We start from the raw sequence: 25,117 nt of genomic DNA on the forward strand, positions 1-25,117 counted from the left end.
ATTCTATATCATTAACCTGATATAAAGCTGATTTGTCTCAATGATCGTGGCAAACTAGCAGGCTAATGAATTTGCAGGGTTGGAGGCGCTTTTGGACAAGATTTTTATCGATGAGGCAGTAGCTGAGTTATATACCATTCAGGATATGTTGCGCTGGTCTGTTAGCCGGTTTAATGCGGCGAATATTTATTACGGGCACGGTACAGACAATCCCTGGAATGAGGCACTGCAACTGGTTCTTCCATCACTGTTTTTGCCGTTGGATATCCCACAAGAGATGCTAACCACGCGACTGACATCAACTGAACGTCATCGTATTGTTGAACGGGTACTGCGCCGTATTAATGAGCGTATTCCAGTTGCTTATTTGACTAACAGAGCCTGGTTTTGTGGTCATGAATTTTATGTTGATGAACGGGTTTTGGTTCCGCGTTCACCGATTGGTGAATTAATTAATAATGAATTTGCAGGATTGATCCCTGAGCAGCCCACCAATATCCTCGATCTCTGCACGGGTAGTGGTTGTATTGCCATTGCTTGTGCATATGCTTTCCCGGAAGCAGAAGTAGATGCGGTGGATATTTCCGCAGATGTGCTGGCCGTGACTGAACAGAATATTCAGAATCACAGCCTTGACCACCGGGTCATTCCGATTCGTTCTGATCTGTTCCGCGATATGCCACCGGTTAAGTACGATCTTATTGTCACGAACCCGCCTTATGTCGATGCCGAGGATATGAGCGACTTGCCGGAAGAGTTTCGCCGTGAGCCTGAGCTGGGTTTGGCGGCGGGTTCGGATGGTTTGAAACTGGCACGCCGTATTCTGGCAACTGCGCCAAATTTTCTCACCGAACGAGGTGTATTGATTTGTGAGGTTGGTAACAGTATGGTGCATTTGATTGGACAATATCCTGATGTGCCATTTACTTGGTTGGAATTTGAATATGGTGGTGATGGCGTATTTATGTTGACACGTCAACAGTTGGTTGAACATCACGAACATTTTCGCTTATTCAAAGATTGAATAATTGAATAGGCTGTAGCTGCGGTAATAATGCAAAACGGGCAGAGTTAAATAAAAGAACGGTTAACAGGAAGGAATTGGGATGGCGGGAAATAGTATCGGGCAATTTTTCCGGGTCACCACTTTTGGCGAATCTCACGGTTTGGCGTTGGGATGTATTGTCGATGGTGTGCCACCGGGCATTGCAATCACAGAAGCTGATCTGCAAGTTGATTTAGATAGGCGTCGTCCGGGAACTTCCCGTTATACAACGCAGCGCCGTGAGCCGGATCAGGTTCGCATTCTTTCTGGTGTATTTGAAGGGGTAACCACTGGCACCAGTATCGGTTTACTCATTGAAAATACTGACCAGCGTTCTCAGGATTACAGCGCTATTAAAGATATATTTCGTCCAGGCCATGCCGATTACACTTATGAACAGAAATACGGTATCCGCGACTATCGTGGTGGTGGCCGCTCTTCTGCTCGTGAAACGGCAATGCGTGTTGCGGCAGGTGCAATAGCGAAAAAATATTTGCTGGATAAATATGGCATTCGTGTCCGTGCTTGCTTGACCCAAATGGGTAATATCCATTGCCAATTGAAAGATTGGGAACAGGTGGAACAAAACCCATTTTTCAGTCCTGATGAAACCAAGCTTGAACAACTTGATGCCCTGATGCGTGAACTGAAAAAGGCGGGCGATTCTATTGGCGCGAAAGTGACAGTGGTCGCGGAAAATGTTCCTGCTGGTTTGGGAGAACCGGTTTTCGATCGCCTTGATGCTGATATTGCTCATGCGCTGATGAGTATTAATGCAGTAAAAGGTGTTGAAATTGGTGATGGTTTTGGTGTTATCAATTTACGTGGCAGCGAAAACAGAGATGAAATAACTGCTCGGGGATTCACCAGTAATCATGCGGGAGGAATTCTGGGGGGTATTAGCAGTAGCCAGCCAATTGTTGCTCATATTGCGTTGAAGCCAACTTCTAGCATCATGGTGCCTGGCAAAACGATTAACCGTCAGGGTGAAGAAGTGGAAATGGTCACTCGTGGTCGCCATGATCCTTGTGTTGGTATCCGTGCTGTACCGATTGCAGAAGCTATGATGGCGATTGTGCTGATGGATCACCTATTACGCCAGCGGGCGCAGTGTGCTGATGTCGAATCCAGCCTTCCTCGCTGGTGAATTTGAGAATGAAGCTAGCCTTGAAAATCCCAGAGACTGAAATGGGTAGCTTAATGTTGATAAGCGGTTTCTTTTGATGGGATGAAATATGGACTGGTTATTGTCATTAAGTGCGGAAGTTTACGTTCTGCTCTTTCTGGTTGCAGTGATGGCTGGATTTATTGACTCGATTTCTGGTGGTGGCGGTCTATTGACCATCCCGGCGCTGTTATCCGTTGGTGTCTCTCCGGTGCAGGCGTTGGCGACCAACAAGTTGCAGGCAGTGGGAGGCTCCTTCTCTGCCAGCCTCTATTTTGTTCGTTACGGTGAGGTTGATCTCAAATCTCAACGCTTTGCCATACTGATGACATTACTTGGCTCAATGGCTGGTGCGATTATTGTCCAGTTTATAAAGCCAGATTTTCTCTGTCAGCTATTACCGGTTCTGGTCATTATCATTGGTCTTTATTTCCTTTTGACGCCAGCCATTGGTATGGAAGATAGCCATCGTCGCTTGACGCCTGTGGCCTTTGCCTTGTTTATCGGGAGTGGGCTTGGTTTATATGACGGCATATTTGGTCCCGGTGTTGGCTCATTTTATGCATTAGCTTATGTTGTGTTGTGCGGCTATAACCTGGCAAAATCCACCGCGCATGCTAAGGTACTGAACTTTGCTTCTAATATAGGTTCACTGGCGCTTTTTATCCTTGGCGGTCAAGTTTTGTGGATATTGGGCCTTGTGATGTTGGCAGGGCAGGTGATTGGCGCACGGTTAGGCGCAAGTTTGGTTTTGACTCATGGGCAAAAATTGATTCGCCCTATGATTGTCATTATCTCTTTTTTGATAAGTATTAAGTTACTGAATGATAATCACGGCGATACGATCCGTAGCTGGCTAGCATTTTATTTTTGATTCAGGATCTTGTTTTTAATTCATGATAACGCATAGCTATCAACAACTTATTGATATTTTTAATCGCTGTTTTGGTGATGAATACAACACTCGTTTGGTTAAAGGCGATAACGAACCTATTTATCTGCCGGCAGATGAAGAGGTTCCCTATAACCGGATTGTGTTTGCTCATGGTTTCTATGCCAGTGCATTACATGAAATTGCTCATTGGTGCATTGCGGGTAAAGAGCGTCGTAAGCTAGTGGATTTTGGTTATTGGTATTGCCCGGATGGGCGTGATGCACAGACGCAAAGTGAATTTGAAAAAGTAGAAATTAAACCACAGGCACTTGATTGGTTGTTTTGTACTGCGGCAGGTTTTCCGTTTAATGTCAGTTGTGACAACCTTGAAGGGGATTTTGAACCTGACAGATTAGTTTTTCAGCGTAAAGTTCATGCTCAGATCATGGACTATTTAGCGCAAGGGATACCTGCAAGAGCGGAGTGCTTTATTCAGGGGTTGCACTCGTTCTACAATACGCCCCCATTGAAAGCGGAACATTTTCCCTATCCGGAAGATATATTCGCAGATTGAGAATACTGAATTTGAGGAAAAATAATGCTCGCTGAGTTTGAAACGCGCATTTTGGCGCAAATTGATGACATGGTAGATCATGCCAGTGATGATGAATTGTTTGCTGGTGGTTATCTCCGCGGGCATCTCACTTTAGCGGTGGCAGAATTGGAGCAGGAAGGTGCGCATACGGCTGAACAGCTTCATGACCGTGTTGAAGAAAGTATCCAAAATGCGATCAAAGCTGGGGAACTGGCACCACCGGATCAGGTTCTTGTTCTTAATACCTGGCAGCGCCTATTGGATAATGCTAAAACTCAATAATTTTATTAAGAGGCAGAAAACGAACTGTGCTACCAAAATTCATATGAATATCTGATGGTTGGCGGTGCAGTTCGTCAGAATCAGAGACTCAATAGCGATTTTTATTCTTTCTATGTTTTGCTTTTATCTCGTTTGATGGTGGCCATTGTCGTGAGGTATGTAGTACCCGTAGGATAACCACCGTGTGGGTTGTTTCGGCATACACCACTACATAGTTGGAGCGGACAACCATCTCCCGCGTGCCGGGAATGCGGCCTGGTCGCTAAAGTTGCGGGCGCTCCGGTAGTGTTGCCACCTTATTTCTCTATTTCGTTTTTTAACTGTTGAGCTGCATGGGGATTATCGTCAGATATGTAATCAATAATTGTCAACAAATCAACTCTGGCTGTTTCCCTCCATTCAAGAGTTAGCACGAAGTTTCCTTTCAATTAATTCTTGAGCTTCATCCATTACTTGCTGATGTGGGACTGGTTGGCGGGTATCGTCGAGCGCTTCTTGCACTTTAGCGGAAAACCAAGCGTCGTAAGTTTCCGTATCAGCGGTGAAACCAGCGGGTAATGCACCATCTCTGGCGACACGGGTTAGCAGGATGCGTACAGCATCAGATATGGTTAGGCCTAAATTAGCGAGCGTTTTTGTTGCATCGGTCTTGAGTTTGTCGTCTACACGAACGTGCAGCATTGATGTTTGAGTAGACATTTTTTTATCCTCCGCTTATCAGATTCCATTATGTATCTCATTTGAGAGCTGTGTGCAAGAGTTAGGACATATTAAATGACATTACCAAAATTCATATGAATATCTAACAATTTGCGGTGCGGTTCCTTAATAGCTTTTCAATTTACGGCCTCTCAGTAGTTTTCTGATCCAGAAACGGTTTGGGTGAAGGGCCGCCAGTGTTTCATTATCCAGTGGTAATGGCTCATCAAAGATCTGCCCTGCAAGAATTTCTGCACTGAGTGGCGCAGAGCATAATCCACGGGAACCTAATGCCCCGATAACAAACAGATTGGAATAACAAGGTGCATCTATGATAGGACTCCTTGTGCGGATTTTTTCTGGCAAATCTTGATAATCTGTCATTATCTTATTGAGATCTGGCACATTTCCCACCATTGGCATGTGGTCCCGAACAACGCAGCGAATACCTTGGCGGGATTGTTTAGCAGAAACATCAACTTGGTTTACCCATTCGGCATTAGGTAAACATTTCAGCAATCGATCACGGTTTTCTTGTTGTTCTGTTTCAGAATATTCACTATCAAGCCGATGACGCTGATAACTGGCACCGATACAGTGGTGTTGATTGGCTGGATTAGCTGGTGTCATATAACCATCATAGCAAAGCACATTTTGCAATTGGCTCAGATCAGCTGTGGTTGGGATGTGGCTGACTTGACCACGTACAGCAGTTACCGGCAGTTTCTCGGTTTGTTCAAACTGGGGTAGATGATGACCGTTAGCAATCACCACCGTTTTGTGCTGTGTGTTTAACGATTGCCCTTGATGCATCAGATGCAGTTGCCAGCCATGTTGGTTGTGATTAAGCGCGGTAACTTGATGATTGAAGCGACAGAGCATGCCTTGCTGTTGTGCCAATGCTGTTGCTGCTTTAGTGAGTTCAGCCGGGCATAGCCATCCGCCCTGTGGATAGTGAATGCCGTGGTGATGAATATCCAACCCACATTTTTCACTCAACTGGTGACAATTCATGCCGATGGCGAGTTCATTCGGCCATTCTGTTGCCAGAATTTTCTCAATTTTCCTGCTACTTTTTTCATCATAAGCAAGTTGGCTGACACCACACCATTGGTGGTCGAAATCAATTCCTTGCGCTGATAGCTGCTCATACTGGTGGCGGGCAAAGGTAAATGCCGCGATAAAGAATTTTTCGAGTTCGTTATTATTACCGTTAAGTAATGGGTAAAGTGCTCCTTGGCGATTACCGGATGCACTTTGTGCCGGGGTTGTATCCTGACAGTAAAGAGTCACCTGCGCTCCACGACGCAGTAGCGCGAGTGCGGTGAAAATACTGGCAATCCCGCCGCCGATAATGGCGATATCATTGGTGTGGCTTGCTGACGGCCGGGCAAACCAAGGTGCAGGTAACGGCTGATATTTCTGAGTTGCCAGAACCCCAGTCAGCATTTCTCTTTTGCGGCCAAATCCTTTGACTTTGCTGACATTAAAACCGGCTTGTTGTAAACCACGACGGACGATACCCGCAGAAGTAAAGGTTGCAAAAGTGCCTTCTGGATGAGCAAATTGCGCCATTGCAGCAAACAACTGTTCACTCCACATTTGCGGGTTTTTGGCAGGCGCAAAGCCATCTAAAAACCAGGCATCTACTTTGCCGTGAAGACTGGAACCCATTGTTGGTAACAGATCATTGACGTCACCAAACCATAAATCCAATGTGACAGCGCCATTTGCCATAATCAATCGGTGGCAGCCTGCCAGTGGTTGAGGCCATTGTTGGCAAAGTTGCTGCGAAAAAATCTCAAGCTCAGGCCAGCGTTGATGTGCGGCTTTTAAGTCGTTGGTTTTCAGTGGATACTTCTCAAAACTGATGAAATGTAGACGTTTCAATGGCGTATCAGGATCTTGCTGTCGAAATGCATCAAATGCTTGCCAGAGCGTCAGAAAATTTAATCCCGTCCCGAAGCCGGTTTCCGCGATTACACAACTAGAACGGGAATGCGTGCAGAATCGTTGGGGGAAGCGGTTACCGTTGAGAAATACATAACGGGTTTCTTCCAGCCCATCCTGATTTGAGAAGTAAACGTCATCAAACTGTGTTGAAATCGGAGTACCTTGATCATTCCAACTTAGGGTTGCGGTACAAATAGCAGAATTTTTCACGGTAATGCCTGTAATATTACTGATAATAATGCGATTTTAGCGAGGTTGGGGTTGATGTACCACCAGGCAGAAGAAAAGAGTGGAAAAGTGTTGAGCCTTGCTTGCGGTGTGTACGGTTAGTCACCTCCATCTATTTTATTTTTATAAATCAATCTATAAATGGTCTCATGATGCAAGGATATTATTTTATACTGCTTTAGATAATCAACCACTTGTTTGGTCTTTATTATGAATAAGCTCTCATCATAATAACAACGGAATGTTCAATTAAGTAAGTCCCCGCCAGTGTGTGAAGCGGGGATTGTATTTATAAATGAATGTGAAATTCACATAATTTTTTAAATTCTTTTGATTGCCTCTCTTTTAAATGTGATGAAATCGTATCAATCATTGATATCACTTTACGCTTGGCCGCTTCTTATTAGCTCGTTTTAAGTAATCTGAGTTTTGCATCGGTGTAGGTATGAATACCTCCTCTGAATTGAACCCAGTAATCTCCTTAGTATAACTTCTGTATATAGACTCTAATAACCGCTGATTTTTACTGGATATAATCATAATTAGTCCGTAAAGCGTGATGAATGCGCCAATTAGGATATGATTTTGTTGTGAAGCAATTGGTTCTATTTTGTTAAATTTGTTGCTGTGTTGTGATAAAACATTTATGTCCATATTAAAAGCCACTAAGATCCATATGATACCAACGCTCAGTAGAAGATAACCAAGTCCTCTCATTATTAACCCCCATTAGGATTATTAGGTAAAGTTACCTAGGTCTTACAATGAACCGACCATTTGCATATGACATAGCATAATTACCATCATTTTTTGTGTGAATAATGGCTTTATCGGTTGATAAAGTCAGAAAATTTTCTGTTCTAAAACATTTGTTGCTGTAAGTTTGAGTATTTCCCGTAATTCAGTCAGTAATATAACATAGGGATTGATTCATTTCATAAAAATTTTATTCATCCTTATTATTCGCAGTTATTAAATTTGTTTCTAATTAGCAAGGAATTTAATAAAAATAGCAAGTATAGCAACTTCTATATAAATATAAGCCTACTAATCATTATTCTGATGCTTGACAAATTCATGTGTATTGTATTGATATTATTATCTTTAGCCTAAATTTTTGATGGAAATTACGAATGTTTTTTTGATCTTATTGTTTACCAAAATAATTCCTATCTGAAATTTATTTTTATCTATTAAAATCTGAATCTTTTGTACTGTATCCTATGAAAGTTAACAGTTGTTTTGACGTGAAAACATATTTGGGGTTTTTAGAGAGATGAATTTTTCTTCGTAATTTTATCCTGATCGGACTTGTTCAGCGTACAAGTGTACGCTAAAGTGCTACATAGCATAGATGGAAATCCAGCAGATAAACATATTTAATGAGGTATTTAATGAAGCGTGTAGTGATCACTGGCTTGGGTATTGTTTCCAGCATTGGTAATAATCAGAAAGAAGTACTGACATCTCTGAAAGAAGGCCGCTCCGGGATAACTTTTTCTGAAAAATTCAAAGAGATAGGAATGAGAAGCCATGTCTGGGGTAATGTAAAACTGGATACCTCCGGATTAATAGACCGAAAAATTCAGCGCTTCATGAGTGATGCCTCTGTTTATGCTTATCTGGCGATGGAAGAGGCAATTAAAGATTCTGGCCTAGCTGATGATCAGGTTTCCAATATTCGTAGCGGATTGGTAGTGGGTTCTGGTGGTGGTTCCCCGTATAACCAGGTTGCGGGTGCTGATGGGATGCGTACTCGTGGTTTGCGTGGTGTGGGACCTTATATGGTAACCCGCTCAATGGCTTCCGGTGTGTCAGCTTGCCTTGCAACTCCGTTTAAAATCAAAGGGGTAAACTACTCTATCAGTTCTGCATGCTCTACTTCTGCCCATTGCATAGGCCATGCAGCTGAACTTATTCAGTTAGGAAAACAGGATATTGTTTTTGCCGGTGGTGGTGAAGAACTCTGCTGGGAAATGAGTTGTGAGTTTGATGCAATGGGTGCACTTTCAACGAAATACAACGAAATGCCAGAAAAAGCGTCCCGTACTTACGATAAGAGCCGTGATGGTTTTGTTATTGCTGGCGGTGGCGGTATTGTTGTTGTGGAAGAATTAGAGCATGCATTGGCACGCGGCGCACACATATACGCTGAAATTGTTGGTTATGGAGCAACATCTGATGGCGCAGATATGGTTGTTCCATCTGGCGAAGGTGCGGTTCGTTGTATGAATATGGCACTGCAAGGTGTGAAAGGTTCCATTGATTATGTGAACACGCATGGTACATCTACTCCTGCGGGTGATGTGAAAGAGTTGGAGGCGATCAGGGAAGTTTTTGGTGATACAACACCGGCAATTTCTGCAACAAAAGCGATGACTGGCCATTCACTGGGGGCTGCTGGTGTACACGAAGCGATTTATAGCCTACTGATGTTAGAGCATGGTTTTATTGCACCAAGCATTAACATTGAAGATCTTGATGATAAAGCGGTAGGCATGAATATCATCACTAAACCTACTGAGCAAAAGTTGAATACGGTGATGTCCAATAGTTTTGGTTTCGGTGGTACTAATGCTTCTTTGGTGATGAGCAAGTATTCAGCTTAATTTCCCTCATCAGAGACTATTTCGATCGTGTCCAAACAACAATGGTCGTTATTTGATGCATCTTAGGTGACCGCGTGTAGCGAGTCACCTTTGTGTGTATGTTCCTGTTTTTGTGTGCTGTTCGTATCTTGTCTGTTTCAACAGAAAAGGCCATTGTTAACAATGTTGAATACTCAATACTATTTAATAACTATTTAATAGTTATTGGGAGCTTTGAATCACCTATTTGATAAAGATAGTATTTTGCCAAAGTGATTTTTGCTATGAATGTTGCAACAAACTTGGCATGTTGTGTTATCCGTTTATAAGCATAAATTTAAACCTGTTTTGCTGAATTCTGATTGTGTGTGAAATATAATGTGAATATGGAAGTATATACCCTATGGATTTCAAGATGCATCGCGATGGCAAGGGAGCGAATCCCCGGGAGGATAGGTAACTATGTGACCGGGGTGAGTGAGTGCAGCCAACAAAGAGGCAACTTGAAAGATGACGGGTATATTCCTGTTACGGTAGGAAAGCCTATAATAATTATGATCTTGTAATATTATAGGCTTTTATTTATTACGTTTTGTTTTCAGTAGCCATTTGCTGAATACGGCGCTTACGGATAATTCTTAATATTGGTGGAGTAATCAGAACCAGAGTGGCAAGTATCAATAAACTCTGAGTAATTGTGCTGCTCCACAGAATGCCAAATTCTCCATTACTAATAGAAAGTGCGCGACGTAAATTTTGTTCCAGCATTTCTCCTAATACGAAACCGAGGATTAATGGCGACATCGGGAAATTCATCTTCCTCAGAATGTAGCCAAAAATACCCAACCCTACCATCAACAGAAGATCAAATGTCGTACTGTGTATGGCATATACACCAACCGCTGAAACAGCAGCAATAGCTGGAACAAGGAACCAGAGTGGGATAGTGAGCATCCGTGTAAATAGACCTATCATTGGGATATTCATAATCAGTAGGATAATATTGGCAATCAATAAAGCCGCAATTAACCCCCAGACGATATCTGGCTGTTCAGTGAACATTCCCGGCCCAGGCGTAATATTATAGAGCGTTAATGCCCCCATCATAACGGCAGTGGTGCCTGAACCTGGTACTCCTAATGTTAGCATTGGAATAAAGGAGCCACAGGCCGAAGCATTATTAGCCGCTTCTGGTGCTGCTACGCCGCGAATATCACCTTTACCAAATGAATCGCTATTCCCACTGAGCTTCTTCTCAGTCATGTAGGTAATTGCGCTAGCAATAGTCGCTCCCGCACCAGGCAAAATACCGACAAAGAAACCGATAAAGGATGATCTAAGAGTTGGTATGGCGCATTCAGCCGCTTCCTTGCGATTGAACAGCAGACGGCCTGTTTTGCGGATAATGGTTTTGCCGGCGGAGGTACTCTCTAACATCAGCAAAATTTCGCTGACAGAAAACAGACCTATTACCACAACAATAAATTGAATGCCATCTGACAGATGAACATTGTCGAATGTAAAACGATAAACCCCGGTGTTGGCGTCTACTCCGACAGTTGCCAGACCCAATCCTATTAATGCTGCTAATAGTGATTTCAGCGGATTCTGACTCATCATGCTACCCAGACAAGCAATAGCAAAAACCATAAGTGCAAAATATTCAGCAGGGCCGAAAGCCAGTGACCACTGCGCCAGTAATGGTGCAAACAAAATAATGCCGAAAATTGCCAGCAAAGAACCACAGAAAGAACTCACCGCGGAAATAGACAGTGCCACACCTGCACGGCCCTGTTTGGCCATCGGATAACCGTCTAATGCGGTCATAATGGCAGCGGCATCACCGGGAACATTCAGCAGAATCGATGATATACGCCCACCATACTCACAACCGATATAAACGGTTGCCAATAAGATCAGGGCAGATTCAGCAGGCAGTTTTAAAGCGAAAGCCAGTGGCAGCAGAATCGCGACACCATTAATCGGCCCAAGCCCCGGTAGCAGCCCAACAATCGTACCGACAAAACAGCCAATTAAAGCAATAATCAGGTTTTGCGGCACCATTGCAACTTCAAAACCTTGACTGAGATACATCCAGGTTTCCATAAGTTCTCCGTCAGTTGAGCCAGCTACCGAGAGGCAGGGTTACGTCAAGTAAGTGGTCAAAGGCGAAATATAACGTGACGCCAAGGAACACCCCGGAAATGATTGCGGCAGGCAGTGTTGCGTTAAACAACAGCGCGACACTGAATGTCAGCAGCGCTGTAGCCAGAGGAAAACCAAGCCACTCGAATGACCAACCATAAATAACCAAAGAGAGAATCAATAGCATTAGGCGACGGATAACGGGGGCACTAGGCCAATTGTTTTGCTCTGGTTTTTTGAAAAGTAGTAGTAAAGCACAGAGTGCCATCAGAGACAGAATGATCATTGGGAAAGGTCTGGGCCCTAGGGGTTCATAAGTGTATTCGCTCTGAATTCCCCAACCAATAACTATCCCAATGGTACAGAGTACTAACCAGATAGTAGCAAAGATACGATCGCTCATGATGATGACTCTGTTATTTGGCTAAGCCAAAAGCTCTGGCTTGTTCACGATATTGTTCAACCTGTTTTTTCACATAGCGGTCCAATTCTTTGCCGGTCATGTTGAATTCGAACAACCCACGGATATCGCGTTGTTTTTTAAAAGCATCTGTTTGTTGTAGTTTATTAAAAGTATCAACCCACCATTGATACTCTTCGTCAGAAACTTTTGGCCCCATGTAAAATCCGCGGATAATCGGCCATACCAGGTCATAACCTTGCTCTTTGGCAGTAGGAATATTGGCTAAATCACCATCCAGTCGTTTATCTGCATAAACAGCCAGGACCCGGATTTTGTCTCCATTCAGGTAAGGTACCATCTCGCTTAGATCACCGGAAACCGCCTGGATATGATTACCCAGCAGGGCGGTGATAGGTTCACCACCTCCCTCAAATGCGACATAACGCATCTTGTGAGGATCAATTCCAACCTCTTTTGCCAGCAGTGCGGTTTTCATCCAGTCCTGACTACCGATAGAAGCGCCAGCACCAAATACAATGCTGTTGGGATTATCCTTAAAAGCATTCATCAAATCGTTCAGGGTACGGTAAGGTGAATCGGCACGGACAGCGATCATCCCATAATCAGTACCAACACTTGCCAGCCAGCGAACATCGTTAACGTTATAGCGACCAAATTTTCCCTGAGACAAATTGAGTAGAGAGCCGCCAGAGAAGGCGACAATGGTTCCCGCTTCAGTAGGTCGTTGTGCGACGATAGCATTGTAAGCGACGGCGCCAACACCACCGGGCATAAAAGTGACACGCATAGGCTTGCTGATCTCTTTCGTATCCAGTAGTGAAACTTGGACCAGCTTGCAGGTCAGGTCGAACCCACCCCCCGGTTTTGCAGGCGCAATACATTCGGTCCGGTTAGGTGCACTGGCAGCAAAAACACTGCTTGCGCTAAATAATAAAGCGGTTGCCGCTAACATCTTGATCGTTATAATTTTCATTTATTGGCTCTCATCAATACCCGTGTAAGATATAATCACTACAAACAGACCTGGTTGACTCAATTAGTAATAACAAAACCTTTCATTTACCTTTCATTAACAAGAAAAGTTGTTGATATGTGATTTCAATCGCTTAAATTTGCGTAGCGTTTCTCATTAATGAGTTTACAAATGGTTACAGACTTCCTTTTTTGTTTTGGTTTGTTGTAAGTTTCTCGTAGTTTTGATGTTGCTCTGTTTTACTCACGGTAACTTTACATTCGACTAAGGAGGTATCATGCAAATGGTAATTATTTATTTATGCAATGTGTCAAATTAAATGGAAAATTTATTGAATATAATCAGACTTTATATTGGGGAAATCTGAATTGAGGAAATGATGAGAAAATTGATTCTTTGTAGTGCTATGGGCAGTGCTATGGCTTTTGCTTTGGTGGGATGTAAAACAGAACTCAGTACTTCGGTATCTGTTAACCAACTGTTATCTGAACAAGCTAAAACGGTGACATCTGATTTGTTAGTTGAAGTCAGTGCTTGTGGTGATTATAAAGATTCCAGACAACCATCAAAATCTTTGTTAGACACTCAGGAAAAAGTACCGGCTATTTTTTCCAATGCGGAATACGTGGAATGTTTCAGAAAAAGTATGGATTCGTTTGCTCACTTTAAAGTTCCTGTAAGCGTAGGGAATTCAAGTATCACTGGTTCTACTAAGGGTATTCATCTTTACGGTAATGGTGCAGATATCTTGGTGATAAGCGTACCAAAAGAGATGAAGAAGAAAATTAGCCAGATAGATAGTTCAATGGCATCAAAGACCAAAATCTCAATTAATATTAAGAATGATACCGATGAAGTTTTAAAAATGACGGGTTTATCTGCATTTCTTAATGATAAAGATCCGATGGTGATATCGAATTTTAGTTTAAAAGTAGGCAGTGAAATAAAACTCACTTTGTCTAATGTCTCTGTGGCGTCTGCATTGGATGAACGTTTTGATTTTACTCCTGTACTCATGGCAATATCTGAGTAAATGGAAGCGGTAATAGAGATCTATTACTTAATTCGGTATGACAGAATACCCTGTTATTCATAGCGAGGTATTTTGGCATGAAAATGGAATTGAGTTAGTGTCTGACTATTTTTCAGAAAAATAGGTGTGGCGATATAAACTGGAAATATAGTTATGTCTGTAATTATATACCTTATGGATTTCAAGATGCATCGCGGCGGCAAGGGAGCGAATCCCCGGGAGCATAGATAACTATGTGACCGGGGTGAGTGAGTGCAGCCAACAAAGAGGCAACTTGAAGGATGACAGGTATATTTATATTAATCGATTAGATATTGAAGATATGCGCTTACTTTTAGTGGAAGACCACCCTGAATTATTGCATTGGTTGCAAAAAGCACTGAGCAGTTCAGGATTTGCCGTAGATGTTGCTAGTGATGGCATAGTTGCTGATCAATTATTACAGACAGAAAACTATGCATTATTGATTCTGGATGTTTCTTTGCCTAGGTTGGATGGACTTTCTCTGTTAGTTCGTTTGCGTAAGCGTGGGCAAAATTTGCCGGTATTATTATTAACGGCGAAAGCCGATGTTTCTGAACGAGTGAAAGGGCTTAATTCTGGTGCCGATGATTATCTGACGAAACCTTTTGATTTACAGGAATTGGAAGCACGTATCCGGGCATTACTTCGTCGTAGTGCAAGTTTTCTACAGGAGACGCTGACATTCGGTTCCCTTATTTATCAGGATGATGGTTACTTTGTTCTGAACGATGAGCCATTGGCTTTGACACCAAGGGAATTTTCGGTTTTGACAACATTGTTCCATCGTCGGGGGAGGCCTGTTTCTAAACAACAGCTCTTTGAGCAGGTATTTGCACTATCAGATGAAGCAAACCTACAAAGTATTGAACTTTATGTACACCGGATTCGGAAAAAATTGTCTGGCAGTAATGTGGGGATCAGTACATTACGGGGATTAGGTTATCGTCTGGAGCACCAGAAAGATGACATGGTTTAAAGTACCGAACTCATTGTTTCATCAGTTACTCTTATTTTTTGGTGTTCCACTGTTTGTGTTGGGTTGTTTATCGGTTTGCACCCATTATTTTAGTGCAGAGAATGCGGCGACATTGGCTTATGACCGTACTTTATTGGCGTCTGCTCGAACTGTGGCAGAACGGCTGACTGTTAAGAATAATCAATTAATTGTCGATGTACCTTATGTGGTTTTGGATAGTTTTGAGCGAAATATGAATGATAGGCTGTTTTATCAGGTGTTATCACCTGAAGGGGAAATAATTTCCGGTTATGATGATTTGCCTTTGATCCCTAAAGATACGCTTCGCTCCAATTTATACACGGCTTTGGTTTATTTCTATGATGCTGAATATCACGGCCGGCCCATTCGGGTTGCTGCCCTTTATCAGCCGATCAATGAAGGGGGAATGATGGGAATGGCGTTGATACTAGTTGCTGAAACAGTAGCTTCCCGTCATTATCTTGCGCAACAATTATTAATATCTTCTTTGATGAGTCAAGGAACCGTGGTTGGGTTGACTCTGATTCTGGCTTATTTTCTTTTGAAACAGTTACTTAAACCACTACATAAACTTTCTGGCGTCATGGTCCGTCGTCCCGCTAATGATCTTACTCCGTTACCGGATATGTTGCCTTGGTCGGAACTTTCCCCATTGTTATATGCATTTAATCGTTATATAGAGCGACTGAAATTGATGGTGAGTCGTCAGGAGAGGTTCAGTGCGGATGCTTCTCACCAACTTAGAACACCATTAACAGTATTAAAAACCCAAGTAGCGGTAGCGCTTGCCAGCAAAGATCCAGCGCAATGGAAAGAAAGCTTACAGGCCATTGATAGTACATTGGATAACACTATCTCTCTGACGGATCGTCTATTACAACTCTCTCGTTTGAAAGCGCATGAAAAGGAGGCCGTTCGGGATTATAGGCCGGTTAATCTAGTCGAATTGTTGCAACAGGCATGTTTTTCTCGTTTGCAACAGGCTGAAAGTAAGAATATTGATTTGGGTTATGAAGGCGAAAATGCTCAATGGATCAAGGGGGAAGCTATATTACTGACGGAAATGTGTGCTAACTTATTGGACAATGCGATTAAATATACACCGGAAGGCGGCATTGTTACGGCTAGAGTGATTCTCAACTCTTGTAAGACATACTGTTATTTGGAAGTGGATGACAGTGGGCCGGGGATTGCTAAAGAAGAAGTCAATTTGTCTTTGATGGCTTTTAATCGTCTTGATAATGCTGCGGGGCATGAAGGGGCAGGATTAGGATTAGCTCTGGTAAAAGATATCGGTATTTATCATGGTACTCATCCCCAATTATTGCCCAGCGAAACACTGGGCGGTTTATTAGTAAGAATTCCTTTCAGGCTTTCTGATGATTAAGTTCCTGAGGTTTTTTTTGTTTTACGATTAAAAAGAGGAATGCGTAATTGTTGTGCCAGTATGACCCCTAGCAGTGTTATGCTACCACCGATCAGATGGTAACTATGCATTTTTTCATGTAGAACCAGAATAGCGATAATAGCTGTAAATATCGGTGTCAAATTCATAAATATGGCAGCAGTATTAGCGCCAAGTTTTATGACACCTTGTATCCATAAATAGGGAGCAATGATCGAGGCTGGAATACCGGCGAATAAGACTAACGAGATATTGCTGGCATTCAATTGAACATCTTTGGTCAACAGGAAATTTGGCAGTAATAGCAGGACTCCAAAAGCAATCTGCACATACAGGGATTGCCAGTTGGGTAATGGAATAGACCAGTGTTTGGTTAACACGCTATAAAGTGCGTAGGAGATGGAAGCAATCAACATCATCAATTCACCGCGGCCTAAACCGTGTTGCAATAATGATATGGGATCACCGGCGCTGACCAACCAGACTAAACCAGACAGAGATAGAATGGTACCAAGAGCAATACCGACAGTGGGGATAACACGTAAAATAAATATACTGATGATAACAGTCAAAAGAGGAATCAATGAGCTAAAAATTCCCATAAATGTTGCACTGATACTGTGGGCAGCGTAATAGGCCAAGCTTTGATAAAATACCATGCCAAGTGCGCCAAGAATTAATAATTTCCACCAATATTGACAGATTGTTTTCCATCGACGAATGACAGAGAGTACAACAAAGGGTGTTAATGTGAGAAAGGCTAGGAACCAGCGATAAAAAGAAATTGCAGCCGGATCAATAACTGTAACGGAGGCTTTACTCACCACAGCATTAATTGACCAAATCAGGACCGCCAGAAGAGGGAAAATCATATTCATATAGATAAGTCGCATTGAGATAAAAATGAGTGTTTAGTCTAATGGTGTCTGATTTATTATATATAACGATAATCAGCCAATGGATAAGGCAATTGAGACAATATGACAGAAAAATTTCATATTCCTGTAGAAGTCATGGGTATTCCGGCCAGTATCTCTTTCCGTAATGAGTTATTCAGTGCGAATACTGAGTGTTTACGTCATACCCATCCATTTGGGCAACTTATTTATGTCGTTTGTGGTGTAATGGCAATGAATGCTGGAGGACAGCATTTTTTAGCTCCACCGCAATTCTGTGTCTGGATACCGGAAGGAATAGAGCATTCGGGATATAGTAGAAAAGCAATGAGATTTAGGGCAATAGATATTTCTCCTAAATGGGGGAAATTATTGCCGAATATTCCTTGTATTATCCGGCTTAACTCCATATTCAATGCGATTATGACTGACTGTTTTGAACGTAAATTGAAAATACCAGAAACAGAACAGGATTTACGGTTAGCTCAAGTGCTGATTGATCAGTTAATTCAATCCCCTGTTCAGCATACCTATCTGCCTTCATCTAAAGATAAACTTTTGGCACCGATATTACAGGAACTTGAGAGTAATCCTGCTGACAATACGCCATTAGCGCAATGGGCAAAACAGCGTTATACCTCGGAACGTACTTTATCACGGCGTTGCCAGCAAGAATTGGGAATGTCATTTAGCGAGTGGCGGCAGAGGTTACGGTTTTTACATGCAATCTCTTTGTTGGAACAGGGGAAAACTGTTAATGAAGTTGCTTTTGATGTGGGTTATAGCTCATCTTCTACTTTTATCGCTATGTTTCAGCAATTGGCAGGCACGACACCGGAGCGTTTCAGGAAAAGTTAGTAACAAAAGAAACCGTTATTATGGGTTTTGTTATGATTAAATGGCAAAATAGTTCGCTACGTCCGTTTTAATGCCACAGGGTGGAATTAAGTGAAGATTCTGGTTGATGAAAATATGCCTTATGCTGATCAACTATTTCAGCAATTGGGGGATGTACACGCTATTCCGGGGCGTCCGGTGCCGGAAGGTGTACTGGATAATGCTGATGCCTTTATGGTCCGTTCAGTAACTAAAGTTAATGAAGAGCTGTTGGAAGGTAGCACGATAAAATTTATCGGTACGGCAACGGCGGGAACTGACCATGTGGATCAGTCGTGGTTATCGCAGGCAGGAATTGGATTCTCTGCTGCGCCCGGATGTAATGCCATTGCTGTGGTTGAGTATGTTTTCTCAGCGTTAATGTTGCTGGCGGAACGTGATAATTTTGAGCTTAAGAATAAAGTTGTCGGAATCATCGGTGTCGGTAATGTCGGAAGGAGACTGGCAGAACGGTTAGCCGTTCTTGGTATCCGGACACTTTTATGTGATCCGCCAAGAGCTGACAGAGGGGACGCTGGTGAATTTTGGTCACTGGAAAAATTGGTTAAAGAGGCGGATATTCTGACATTCCATACGCCATTGAATCTATCGGGCCCATATAAAACACACCATTTGGTAGATGCTGAATTATTGTCGGCTTTGCCGGATAACCGCATATTGATTAATGCCAGTCGTGGTGAAGTTATTGATAATCAAGCGCTGCTTGCTGTGTTGAAACGTGGTAAGAAACTTAGTGTTGTTTTGGATGTTTGGGAGCCGGAACCTGACTTATCCCTATCCTTACTGGAATTAGTTGATATTGGTACACCGCATATCGCGGGTTATACCCTCGAAGGTAAAGCGCGTGGTACCACACAGGTATTTGAAGCTTACTGTGAATTCCTTGGTCAACCCCGTAAAGTGGCTTTATCTGATCTATTGCCAGAGCCAGATTTCAGCCGGGTTACCCTGCATGGAAATGTAACTCAAAGCACACTGAAGCGGTTGATGCATTTAGTGTATGATGTACGCCGCGATGATACCCCGTTACGGCAAGTTGCCGGTCAAAAAGGGCAATTTGATTATCTGCGTAAAAACTATTTAGAACGCCGGGAATGGTCATCCCTAACTGTATGTTGTGATAATAGAGAGAGTGCTGAGTTGCTAGCTGCTCTTGGTTTCAGTACAGAACTGATTTAATCCGTGCAGAAATATATCTGCATGTCAGAAAGATAGATGGAGAAAACCAACATGTCGGAAGGTTGGAATATTGCCCTATTGGGTGCCACAGGGGCAGTAGGTGAAGCGATATTGGCGTTATTACAAGAGCGTCAGTTTCCCGTTGGTGAATTGTATCCTCTCGCCAGTGAGCGCTGTGCCGGTGAAAGCCTGCGTTTTAATGGTAAAAATTTTGTTGTTGGTGATGCTGCTGATTTTGACTGGTCACAGGTACAGCTCGCTTTTTTTGTGGCGGGATTGGAGGCCACGACACAATATGTTGAAAAAGCGACAGAAGAAGGTTGTTTGGTTATCGATAACAGTGGGTTGTTTGCTATGGAACCTGATGTACCTTTAGTTGTTCCGGGGGTGAATCCTCATGTTTTAGCGGATTATCGTAACCGAAATATTATTGCCTTGGCAGATAGTATGACCAGTCAGGTACTGACCGCCATTAAACCGCTGGTGGATGCGGCTGGAATTGCACGTTTGCATTTGACTAATCTGTTCTCTGTTTCTGTTCACGGCAAAGCGGCAGTTGATGAATTAGCCGGACAGAGTGCTCGTTTGCTTAATGGCATCCCACCGGAGCCAGGTCGTTTCAGTAAACAACTGGCATTTAATCTTTTGCCGTTGCCAACAGATGCCGAAGGTTCTGTGCGTGAAGAGCGTTGCCTTGTGGATCAGATACGCAAGATTTTACAGGATGAAGGATTACCCATTTCAGTGAGTTGCGTTCAGTCTTCCGTTTTTTATGGCAATGCTCAAGTAGTCCATTTGGAAACATTGCGTCCGGTTGGGGTGGAAGAAGCACGAGAAGAATTAGAGCGGATGATTGATATTAACGTTTCAGATGACGATGATTATCCAACGCCGGTGACAGAAGCATCGGGTAATGATGCATTGAGCATTGGTTGTCTGCGCCACGATTATGGTATGCCGGAAGTATTACAATTTTGGTCTGTGGCCGATAATATCCGGTTTGGTGGTGCATTAATGGCTGTTGAGACAGCGGAAAAACTGATTCAGGAGCAATTTTACTGATGTTCGGTACAGAACAAACAGAATCTGTGCCGGGTTCAAAGATGAAAATTGCATTGGGAATTGAGTACGATGGCAGTCGATATTATGGCTGGCAGCGTCAGCAGGAAGTAAAAAGTGTTCAGGGATGCCTTGAGGAAGCACTATCAAAAGTCGCCGATGAACCCATATCAGTATTTTGTGCTGGTCGGACCGATGCTGGAGTACATGCAACAGGGCAGGTTGTGCATTTTGAAACGTCTGTTCAGCGCAAGGATGCGGCGTGGACAATGGGCGTGAACGTACATTTACCACCAGATATTGCTGTTCGTTGGGTGAAAACCGTGGATGAGGGTTTCCATGCCCGTTTTAGTGCAACTGCCCGGCGATATCGTTACATTATTTTTAATCATCGTTATCGTCCGGCAGTGCTGGCCAATGGCGTGACCCATTTTCACTATCCACTGGATGAAAAGCGGATGCACCAGGCTGCGCAATGTTTATTAGGGGAAAATGATTTTACCTCTTTCCGTGCAGTTCAATGCCAATCTAAAACGCCTTGGCGTAATGTGATGCATATTAATGTCAATCGTTACGGACATTACGTCGTCATAGATATTAAAGCCAATGCTTTTGTGCATCATATGGTGCGTAATATTGCGGGTAGTCTGATGGAAATTGGCTGTGGGAATCAGGATATTAACTGGATGGCCCAGTTGCTTGCTTTAAAAGATCGGACGAAAGCCGCTGCGACGGCAAAAGCAGCAGGGTTGTATCTGGTTGCTGTTGATTATCCGGCGCAATTTGATTTGCCGAGAGCGGTTATGGGGCCTCTGTTTTTGGCAGATGATCTGATTTAACATTTCTAGTTTCCGACACGGATGTTTTGGCATAGCGGGGAATATTATGGAATTTCTGACTCATTTTTTTGATTTTGCTAAATTTATTATTGATTTCATTCTCCATATTGACATTCATTTAGCCGAACTGGTCGCACAATATGGTGATTGGGTATATGGCATTCTGTTTCTGATTTTATTTTGTGAAACAGGGTTAGTGATTACTCCGTTTCTGCCGGGGGATTCGCTGTTATTTGTTGCCGGCGCTTTAGCGGCTCTGGGCTCAAATGATCTGAATGTGCATATCATGGTGGTATTGATGATTATTGCGGCTATTATTGGTGATGCGGTGAACTATGCTATTGGTCGCATCTTTGGCGAAAGGTTATTTACTAATCCAAATTCAAAAATTTTCCGCCGCAGTTATTTAGATAAAACACATGAGTTTTATGAAAAACATGGTGGTAAGGCAATTATTTTGGCGCGATTTGTACCAATTATCAGAACATTTGCACCATTCGTTGCAGGTATGGGGAAAATGTCTTATCGTCGTTTTGCTGCTTATAACGTGATTGGCGCACTAGTTTGGGTACTGTTATTCACCTATTCTGGTTATATATTCGGTGATATGCCAATGGTACAACAGAATTTGAAACTGTTGATTGTCGCTATCATCTTTATTTCAATCCTGCCCGGAGTGATTGAAATCTGGCGTCATCGTCGTACGGTGATGAAGCAGAAGAGTGATAACCGGTAACAGGTTTGAGCAGTTTTTTATCCACACTGTAATAGCATTGTGGTTTAATGGCACACAATAACAAAACTGGCATAAGCCAGATTCAGACGGAAAGATCATTCAATGAGCTGGATTGAAAAAATTCTTAATAAAAGCAACATTACCCAAACGCGTAAAGCGAATATCCCAGAAGGGGTTTGGACTAAATGTGATAGTTGCAGTCAGGTGCTCTACCGTGCTGAGCTAGAGCGCAATCTTGAGGTTTGCCCTAAATGTGATCATCACATGCGTATTTCGGCGCGTACCCGATTGGCTACATTCCTTGATGAAGGAGCAACGACGGAATTAGGGGGGGAATTAGAGCCAAAAGATATTCTTAAATTCCGCGATTCCAAAAAGTATAAAGATCGTATATCAGCGGCGCAGAAGCAAACCCAAGAAAAAGATGCGTTAGTCGTAATGAAAGGTACCCTGAGTGGTATGCCAGTTGTTGCTGCTGCTTTTGAATTTGCATTTATGGGCGGTTCTATGGCTTCGGTTGTTGGTGCCCGTTTTGTCCGTGCCGTGGAACAGGCATTGGCAGACAATTGTCCTCTGATTTGTTTTTCTGCCAGTGGTGGCGCTCGTATGCAAGAGGCATTGATGTCACTGATGCAGATGGCGAAAACCAGTGCTGCCTTAGCAAAAATGCAAGAACGTGGTTTGCCTTATATCTCTATCATGACCGATCCGACAATGGGCGGTGTTTCAGCAAGTCTGGCGATGTTGGGTGATATCAATATTGCTGAACCAAAAGCATTGATTGGTTTTGCCGGACCACGAGTTATTGAGCAGACCGTTCGTGAAAAATTACCGTCCGGTTTCCAGCGTAGTGAGTTTTTGCTGGAAAAGGGAGCGATTGACATGATTGTTCGTCGCCCTGAAATGCGTGACACACTTGCCAGTTTACTTTCTAAACTAACCCATCAGTCGCAGCCAGGTATTAAGCCAATTGTTGCTGAATTTGTGGCAGAACCCGCTGATGTTGAGGCGGATATTCAAATAAGTACCAATAAAGAAGATGTCTGACACTTTACAAATTCCTCAAGCCACGTCGCCATTGATGACGTGGCTTTCCTACCTTGGGAACCTGCATACTACGGTCATTGACATGGGGCTTGAGCGTGTGGGGAAACTTGCCCGAACTTTGGCGTTGGTTAATCCTGCACCTAAGGTGATAACCGTATCCGGTACTAATGGTAAAGGTACTACCTGTTGCACGATAGAATCTATTCTGTTGGCGGCTGGGCTGAGAGTGGGTGTTTACAGCTCTCCGCATCTTGTACGTTATACTGAAAGAGTTCGTATTCAGGGTAAAGAATTACCTGAACAGGAATTCTGTCGTGTATTTGCGGATATTGAATCTCGTCGCGGTGATATTTCGCTGACTTATTTTGAATATGGCACATTAGCAGCTTTGCAACTGTTTAAACAAGCTTGTCTGGATGTGGTCATCTTAGAAGTAGGCTTAGGTGGGCGACTGGATGCGACAAATGTTGTGGACGCCGATATTGCCGCTATTACTAGTATTGCAATTGATCATATTGATTGGTTGGGTGCTGATCGCGAACATATTGGTCGTGAGAAAGCAGGGGTTTTCCGTAAAGATCGCTTTGCCGTGGTTGGTGAGCCGGATATGCCATCTTCTATTGCGGAAGTTGCGGGTGAATTAGGTGCCGAGTTGTTCCGTTGTGGCATTGATTGGCGTTTCTCTCAACAGGATAAAAACTGGCACTGGCAATCTGATGATAGGCTGTTTAGCAACCTACCTTTGCCAAATGTTCCTCTGATGAATGCCGCAACGGCGATGGGTGTTATTTGTTGCCTGTTACGACAAGATGATAAAGTCAGTCGAGCTATTAATGAGAGTGCAATCCATCAAGGGTTACAGAATGCGCGGTTACCTGGGCGTTTCCAGATAGTTCGTGAAAATCCATTGTTGATCTTGGATGTGGCTCATAATCCCCATGCAGCGGCTTATCTGGTACAGAAATTGGCCCAGTTGCCCCGTCAGCCGGGCAGTAGAATCCTTGGTGTAGTGGGTATGCTAGGTGATAAAGATATTGCCGGTACACTGACTTGCCTGTCACAGCAAATAAATGAGTGGTATTGCGCTCCATTGACTGAACAGCGTGGTGCGGATGCACAGACACTGGCTCAGCATCTTGGACAGCCACGGGTATTTACTGATGTGGAAAGTGCTTGGCATCAGGCGATGGCTGATGCTGATGAGCAAGATATTGTTGTCGTTTGTGGCTCATTCCACACGGTAGCGCATGTCATGGAGGCTCTGGACAGGGAGAAAGGAAGTGGCAAGTAAATTTCAGAATCGTTTGGTTGGTACAATTGTATTGGTAGCATTGGGTGTCATTGTGCTGCCTGCGTTGTTAGACGGCAACAAGAAATATAACGAAGATAAATTTGCATCAATTCCCTTGGTTCCAAAGCCAGGGGATGAGCAAGAAATTGACTCTATACCTCCTCTTAATCCACCAATATTATCAGTGCCTCTGGAAGATGAGACAGAGGCATTGCAGCCAGAAACACTGGAGCAGCCGGAAATACCATTGGTTACCACTCCTCAACCTGCGCTGATAGTCCCTCCTGCTGTTCAGCCAGAAGTGAAGCCTCAACCACAGATTAAGCTTGAACCAAAACCAGATACTAAGCCGCCGGCACCGGCGCTTAAACCTAAACCAGACATTAAGTCAGAGCCGAAACCTGAAGTTAAACCGGTTGAAACAGCCCCGCAAGGGCAGGCTTATATCGTACAACTGGGTGCTTTGAAAAATGCCGGAAAGGTAGATGAAATCGTTGCCAGACTACGTTTGTCTGGTTATCAGGTTTATACGGTTCCTTTATCTCCGGTTCAGGGGCAATTAACGAGAATATATGTCGGTCCGAACGCTTCTAAGCAACAACTTGACTCGGCATTATCAGAATTGAAAAGTTTGACTGGATTACAAGGGCAGGTAAGGAGTTACAGGCCGTAATAAAAGTGGGTGATGCCTATGTGACAAATAGGACAACTATCATGAAGAAGTAAATATTAAGTGACTGCGG

Annotated in this window: 26 protein-coding genes; 18 read left to right on the forward strand and 8 right to left on the reverse strand. The window is 43.3% G+C overall.

Going from position 1 to position 25,117, the window contains the following annotated elements:
• Positions 1-91 precede the first annotated feature (91 nt).
• The 5 genes from prmB (at position 92) to CKY02_RS06830 (ending at position 3,961) form a co-directional block, all read left to right on the forward strand.
• Complete coding sequence (prmB, locus tag CKY02_RS06810) at positions 92-1,024, forward strand: 50S ribosomal protein L3 N(5)-glutamine methyltransferase (RefSeq protein ID WP_112894704.1); 933 nt, start codon at positions 92-94, stop codon at positions 1,022-1,024.
• 82 nt (positions 1,025-1,106) lie between these two features.
• Entirely contained in the window at positions 1,107-2,192 is a 1,086-nt protein-coding gene (gene aroC, locus CKY02_RS06815; RefSeq protein WP_112894705.1) for a chorismate synthase, read from the forward strand.
• Positions 2,193-2,280: 88 nt separating this feature from the next.
• A complete protein-coding gene (locus CKY02_RS06820) occupies positions 2,281-3,084 on the forward strand; it encodes a sulfite exporter TauE/SafE family protein (RefSeq protein ID WP_112876290.1) in 804 nt (267 codons plus the stop codon).
• A gap of 22 nt (positions 3,085-3,106) precedes the next feature.
• Positions 3,107-3,658: an elongation factor P hydroxylase gene (locus tag CKY02_RS06825; RefSeq protein ID WP_112894706.1), complete on the forward strand. Its 552-nt coding sequence runs from the start codon at positions 3,107-3,109 to the stop codon at positions 3,656-3,658.
• A gap of 24 nt (positions 3,659-3,682) precedes the next feature.
• Positions 3,683-3,961 (forward strand): YfcL family protein, encoded by a 279-nt coding sequence (locus CKY02_RS06830; protein WP_112894707.1) that lies wholly within the window; start codon positions 3,683-3,685, stop codon positions 3,959-3,961.
• Positions 3,962-4,049: 88 nt separating this feature from the next.
• On the opposite strand, the gene CKY02_RS26655 is transcribed toward CKY02_RS06830, so the two are convergent.
• The 4 genes from CKY02_RS26655 to mnmC form a co-directional block, all read right to left on the reverse strand.
• Positions 4,050-4,211, reverse strand: a complete 162-nt coding sequence (locus tag CKY02_RS26655; protein WP_478354245.1) for a type II toxin-antitoxin system RelE/ParE family toxin — start codon at positions 4,209-4,211, stop codon at positions 4,050-4,052.
• Positions 4,212-4,257: 46 nt separating this feature from the next.
• The gene (locus tag CKY02_RS26525; RefSeq protein ID WP_338015676.1) at positions 4,258-4,374 is read right to left on the reverse strand and encodes a type II toxin-antitoxin system RelE/ParE family toxin; all 117 of its coding nucleotides are present in this window, start codon (positions 4,372-4,374) and stop codon (positions 4,258-4,260) included.
• Complete coding sequence (locus tag CKY02_RS06840) at positions 4,361-4,660, reverse strand: type II toxin-antitoxin system RelB/DinJ family antitoxin (RefSeq protein WP_112894708.1); 300 nt, start codon at positions 4,658-4,660, stop codon at positions 4,361-4,363. Before CKY02_RS06840 ends, CKY02_RS26525 begins: the two co-directional genes overlap by 14 nt.
• 126 nt (positions 4,661-4,786) lie before the next feature.
• A complete protein-coding gene (gene mnmC, locus CKY02_RS06845; protein WP_112894709.1) occupies positions 4,787-6,823 on the reverse strand; it encodes a bifunctional tRNA (5-methylaminomethyl-2-thiouridine)(34)-methyltransferase MnmC2/FAD-dependent 5-carboxymethylaminomethyl-2-thiouridine(34) oxidoreductase MnmC1 in 2,037 nt (678 codons plus the stop codon).
• A 1,412-nt stretch (positions 6,824-8,235) separates the two neighbouring features.
• Between mnmC and fabB the strand changes: the two genes are divergently transcribed.
• A complete protein-coding gene (gene fabB / locus CKY02_RS06860) occupies positions 8,236-9,450 on the forward strand; it encodes a beta-ketoacyl-ACP synthase I (protein ID WP_112894711.1) in 1,215 nt (404 codons plus the stop codon).
• 347 nt (positions 9,451-9,797) lie between these two features.
• The gene (locus CKY02_RS23620) at positions 9,798-9,995 is read left to right on the forward strand and encodes a hypothetical protein (RefSeq protein WP_146747398.1); all 198 of its coding nucleotides are present in this window, start codon (positions 9,798-9,800) and stop codon (positions 9,993-9,995) included.
• 19 nt (positions 9,996-10,014) lie between these two features.
• Here CKY02_RS23620 and CKY02_RS06865 read toward each other — a convergent pair whose 3' ends face one another.
• From CKY02_RS06865 to CKY02_RS06875, 3 genes are read right to left on the reverse strand one after another with little or no spacing between them, the layout of a single operon-like run.
• Entirely contained in the window at positions 10,015-11,535 is a 1,521-nt protein-coding gene (locus tag CKY02_RS06865; RefSeq protein WP_112894712.1) for a tripartite tricarboxylate transporter permease, read from the reverse strand.
• 10 nt (positions 11,536-11,545) lie between these two features.
• A complete protein-coding gene (locus CKY02_RS06870; protein ID WP_112894713.1) occupies positions 11,546-11,977 on the reverse strand; it encodes a tripartite tricarboxylate transporter TctB family protein in 432 nt (143 codons plus the stop codon).
• A 13-nt stretch (positions 11,978-11,990) separates the two neighbouring features.
• Positions 11,991-12,971, reverse strand: a complete 981-nt coding sequence (locus tag CKY02_RS06875) for a Bug family tripartite tricarboxylate transporter substrate binding protein (RefSeq protein WP_112894714.1) — start codon at positions 12,969-12,971, stop codon at positions 11,991-11,993.
• A 379-nt stretch (positions 12,972-13,350) separates the two neighbouring features.
• Here CKY02_RS06875 and CKY02_RS06880 point away from each other — a divergent pair, with 379 nt between their 5' ends.
• The 3 genes from CKY02_RS06880 to CKY02_RS06890 all read left to right on the forward strand — a co-directional run bounded on the left by CKY02_RS06880 (position 13,351) and on the right by CKY02_RS06890 (position 16,412).
• Complete coding sequence (locus tag CKY02_RS06880) at positions 13,351-14,004, forward strand: DUF7424 family protein (RefSeq protein WP_238399181.1); 654 nt, start codon at positions 13,351-13,353, stop codon at positions 14,002-14,004.
• 322 nt (positions 14,005-14,326) lie between these two features.
• Positions 14,327-15,004 (forward strand): transcriptional regulator TctD, encoded by a 678-nt coding sequence (gene tctD / locus CKY02_RS06885; protein WP_112894749.1) that lies wholly within the window; start codon positions 14,327-14,329, stop codon positions 15,002-15,004.
• Positions 14,991-16,412, forward strand: coding sequence for a sensor histidine kinase (locus CKY02_RS06890; protein ID WP_112894716.1), 1,422 nt, complete (start codon positions 14,991-14,993; stop codon positions 16,410-16,412). Before tctD ends, CKY02_RS06890 begins: the two co-directional genes overlap by 14 nt.
• Here CKY02_RS06890 and CKY02_RS06895 read toward each other — a convergent pair.
• Complete coding sequence (locus CKY02_RS06895; RefSeq protein WP_112894717.1) at positions 16,409-17,308, reverse strand: DMT family transporter; 900 nt, start codon at positions 17,306-17,308, stop codon at positions 16,409-16,411. The two genes, CKY02_RS06890 and CKY02_RS06895, sit on opposite strands and share 4 nt — an antisense overlap.
• Before the next feature lie 102 nt (positions 17,309-17,410).
• Between CKY02_RS06895 and CKY02_RS06900 the strand changes: the two genes are divergently transcribed.
• From CKY02_RS06900 to dedD, 8 genes are all read left to right on the forward strand, one after another.
• On the forward strand, positions 17,411-18,184 hold the full coding sequence (locus CKY02_RS06900; protein WP_112894718.1) for an AraC family transcriptional regulator: 774 nt from the start codon (positions 17,411-17,413) through the stop codon (positions 18,182-18,184).
• A 90-nt stretch (positions 18,185-18,274) separates the two neighbouring features.
• Positions 18,275-19,402: a 4-phosphoerythronate dehydrogenase PdxB gene (gene pdxB, locus CKY02_RS06905; RefSeq protein WP_112894719.1), complete on the forward strand. Its 1,128-nt coding sequence runs from the start codon at positions 18,275-18,277 to the stop codon at positions 19,400-19,402.
• Positions 19,403-19,453: 51 nt separating this feature from the next.
• The gene (locus CKY02_RS06910; protein ID WP_112894720.1) at positions 19,454-20,464 is read left to right on the forward strand and encodes an aspartate-semialdehyde dehydrogenase; all 1,011 of its coding nucleotides are present in this window, start codon (positions 19,454-19,456) and stop codon (positions 20,462-20,464) included.
• Between the two features lie 41 nt (positions 20,465-20,505).
• The gene (gene truA, locus CKY02_RS06915) at positions 20,506-21,300 is read left to right on the forward strand and encodes a tRNA pseudouridine(38-40) synthase TruA (protein ID WP_191214804.1); all 795 of its coding nucleotides are present in this window, start codon (positions 20,506-20,508) and stop codon (positions 21,298-21,300) included.
• Between the two features lie 46 nt (positions 21,301-21,346).
• Entirely contained in the window at positions 21,347-22,036 is a 690-nt protein-coding gene (locus tag CKY02_RS06920; protein ID WP_112876271.1) for a DedA family protein, read from the forward strand.
• 102 nt (positions 22,037-22,138) lie between these two features.
• Positions 22,139-23,083, forward strand: coding sequence for an acetyl-CoA carboxylase, carboxyltransferase subunit beta (gene accD / locus CKY02_RS06925; protein WP_112894722.1), 945 nt, complete (start codon positions 22,139-22,141; stop codon positions 23,081-23,083).
• Complete coding sequence (folC, locus tag CKY02_RS06930; RefSeq protein ID WP_112894723.1) at positions 23,076-24,374, forward strand: bifunctional tetrahydrofolate synthase/dihydrofolate synthase; 1,299 nt, start codon at positions 23,076-23,078, stop codon at positions 24,372-24,374. Before accD ends, folC begins: the two co-directional genes overlap by 8 nt.
• Positions 24,364-25,047, forward strand: coding sequence for a cell division protein DedD (dedD, locus tag CKY02_RS06935; protein WP_112894724.1), 684 nt, complete (start codon positions 24,364-24,366; stop codon positions 25,045-25,047). The genes folC and dedD overlap by 11 nt, the downstream gene beginning before the upstream one ends.
• The last annotated feature ends 70 nt before the right edge of the window (positions 25,048-25,117 follow it).

Source organism: Photorhabdus bodei (assembly GCF_003287735.1).
GTDB lineage: Bacteria > Pseudomonadota > Gammaproteobacteria > Enterobacterales > Enterobacteriaceae > Photorhabdus > Photorhabdus kayaii.

Bases quoted from the DNA above. Each gene is read 5' to 3' on its own strand.
- CKY02_RS06825 (WP_112894706.1), top strand. From the start codon at position 3,107: ATGATAACGCATAGCTATCAACAACTTATTGATATTTTTAATCGCTGT.
- CKY02_RS06870 (WP_112894713.1), bottom strand. From the start codon at position 11,977: ATGAGCGATCGTATCTTTGCTACTATCTGGTTAGTACTCTGTACCATT.
- CKY02_RS06890 (WP_112894716.1), top strand. From the start codon at position 14,991: ATGACATGGTTTAAAGTACCGAACTCATTGTTTCATCAGTTACTCTTA.
- tctD (WP_112894749.1), top strand. From the start codon at position 14,327: ATGCGCTTACTTTTAGTGGAAGACCACCCTGAATTATTGCATTGGTTG.
- aroC (WP_112894705.1), top strand. From the start codon at position 1,107: ATGGCGGGAAATAGTATCGGGCAATTTTTCCGGGTCACCACTTTTGGC.
- CKY02_RS06840 (WP_112894708.1), bottom strand. From the start codon at position 4,660: ATGTCTACTCAAACATCAATGCTGCACGTTCGTGTAGACGACAAACTC.
- CKY02_RS06920 (WP_112876271.1), top strand. From the start codon at position 21,347: ATGGAATTTCTGACTCATTTTTTTGATTTTGCTAAATTTATTATTGAT.
- truA (WP_191214804.1), top strand. From the start codon at position 20,506: ATGAAAATTGCATTGGGAATTGAGTACGATGGCAGTCGATATTATGGC.
- CKY02_RS06875 (WP_112894714.1), bottom strand. From the start codon at position 12,971: ATGAAAATTATAACGATCAAGATGTTAGCGGCAACCGCTTTATTATTT.
- accD (WP_112894722.1), top strand. From the start codon at position 22,139: ATGAGCTGGATTGAAAAAATTCTTAATAAAAGCAACATTACCCAAACG.
- CKY02_RS06830 (WP_112894707.1), top strand. From the start codon at position 3,683: ATGCTCGCTGAGTTTGAAACGCGCATTTTGGCGCAAATTGATGACATG.
- CKY02_RS06820 (WP_112876290.1), top strand. From the start codon at position 2,281: ATGGACTGGTTATTGTCATTAAGTGCGGAAGTTTACGTTCTGCTCTTT.
- CKY02_RS06865 (WP_112894712.1), bottom strand. From the start codon at position 11,535: ATGGAAACCTGGATGTATCTCAGTCAAGGTTTTGAAGTTGCAATGGTG.
- CKY02_RS06880 (WP_238399181.1), top strand. From the start codon at position 13,351: ATGAGAAAATTGATTCTTTGTAGTGCTATGGGCAGTGCTATGGCTTTT.
- CKY02_RS06910 (WP_112894720.1), top strand. From the start codon at position 19,454: ATGTCGGAAGGTTGGAATATTGCCCTATTGGGTGCCACAGGGGCAGTA.
- fabB (WP_112894711.1), top strand. From the start codon at position 8,236: ATGAAGCGTGTAGTGATCACTGGCTTGGGTATTGTTTCCAGCATTGGT.
- CKY02_RS06900 (WP_112894718.1), top strand. From the start codon at position 17,411: ATGACAGAAAAATTTCATATTCCTGTAGAAGTCATGGGTATTCCGGCC.
- CKY02_RS06895 (WP_112894717.1), bottom strand. From the start codon at position 17,308: ATGAATATGATTTTCCCTCTTCTGGCGGTCCTGATTTGGTCAATTAAT.
- folC (WP_112894723.1), top strand. From the start codon at position 23,076: ATGTCTGACACTTTACAAATTCCTCAAGCCACGTCGCCATTGATGACG.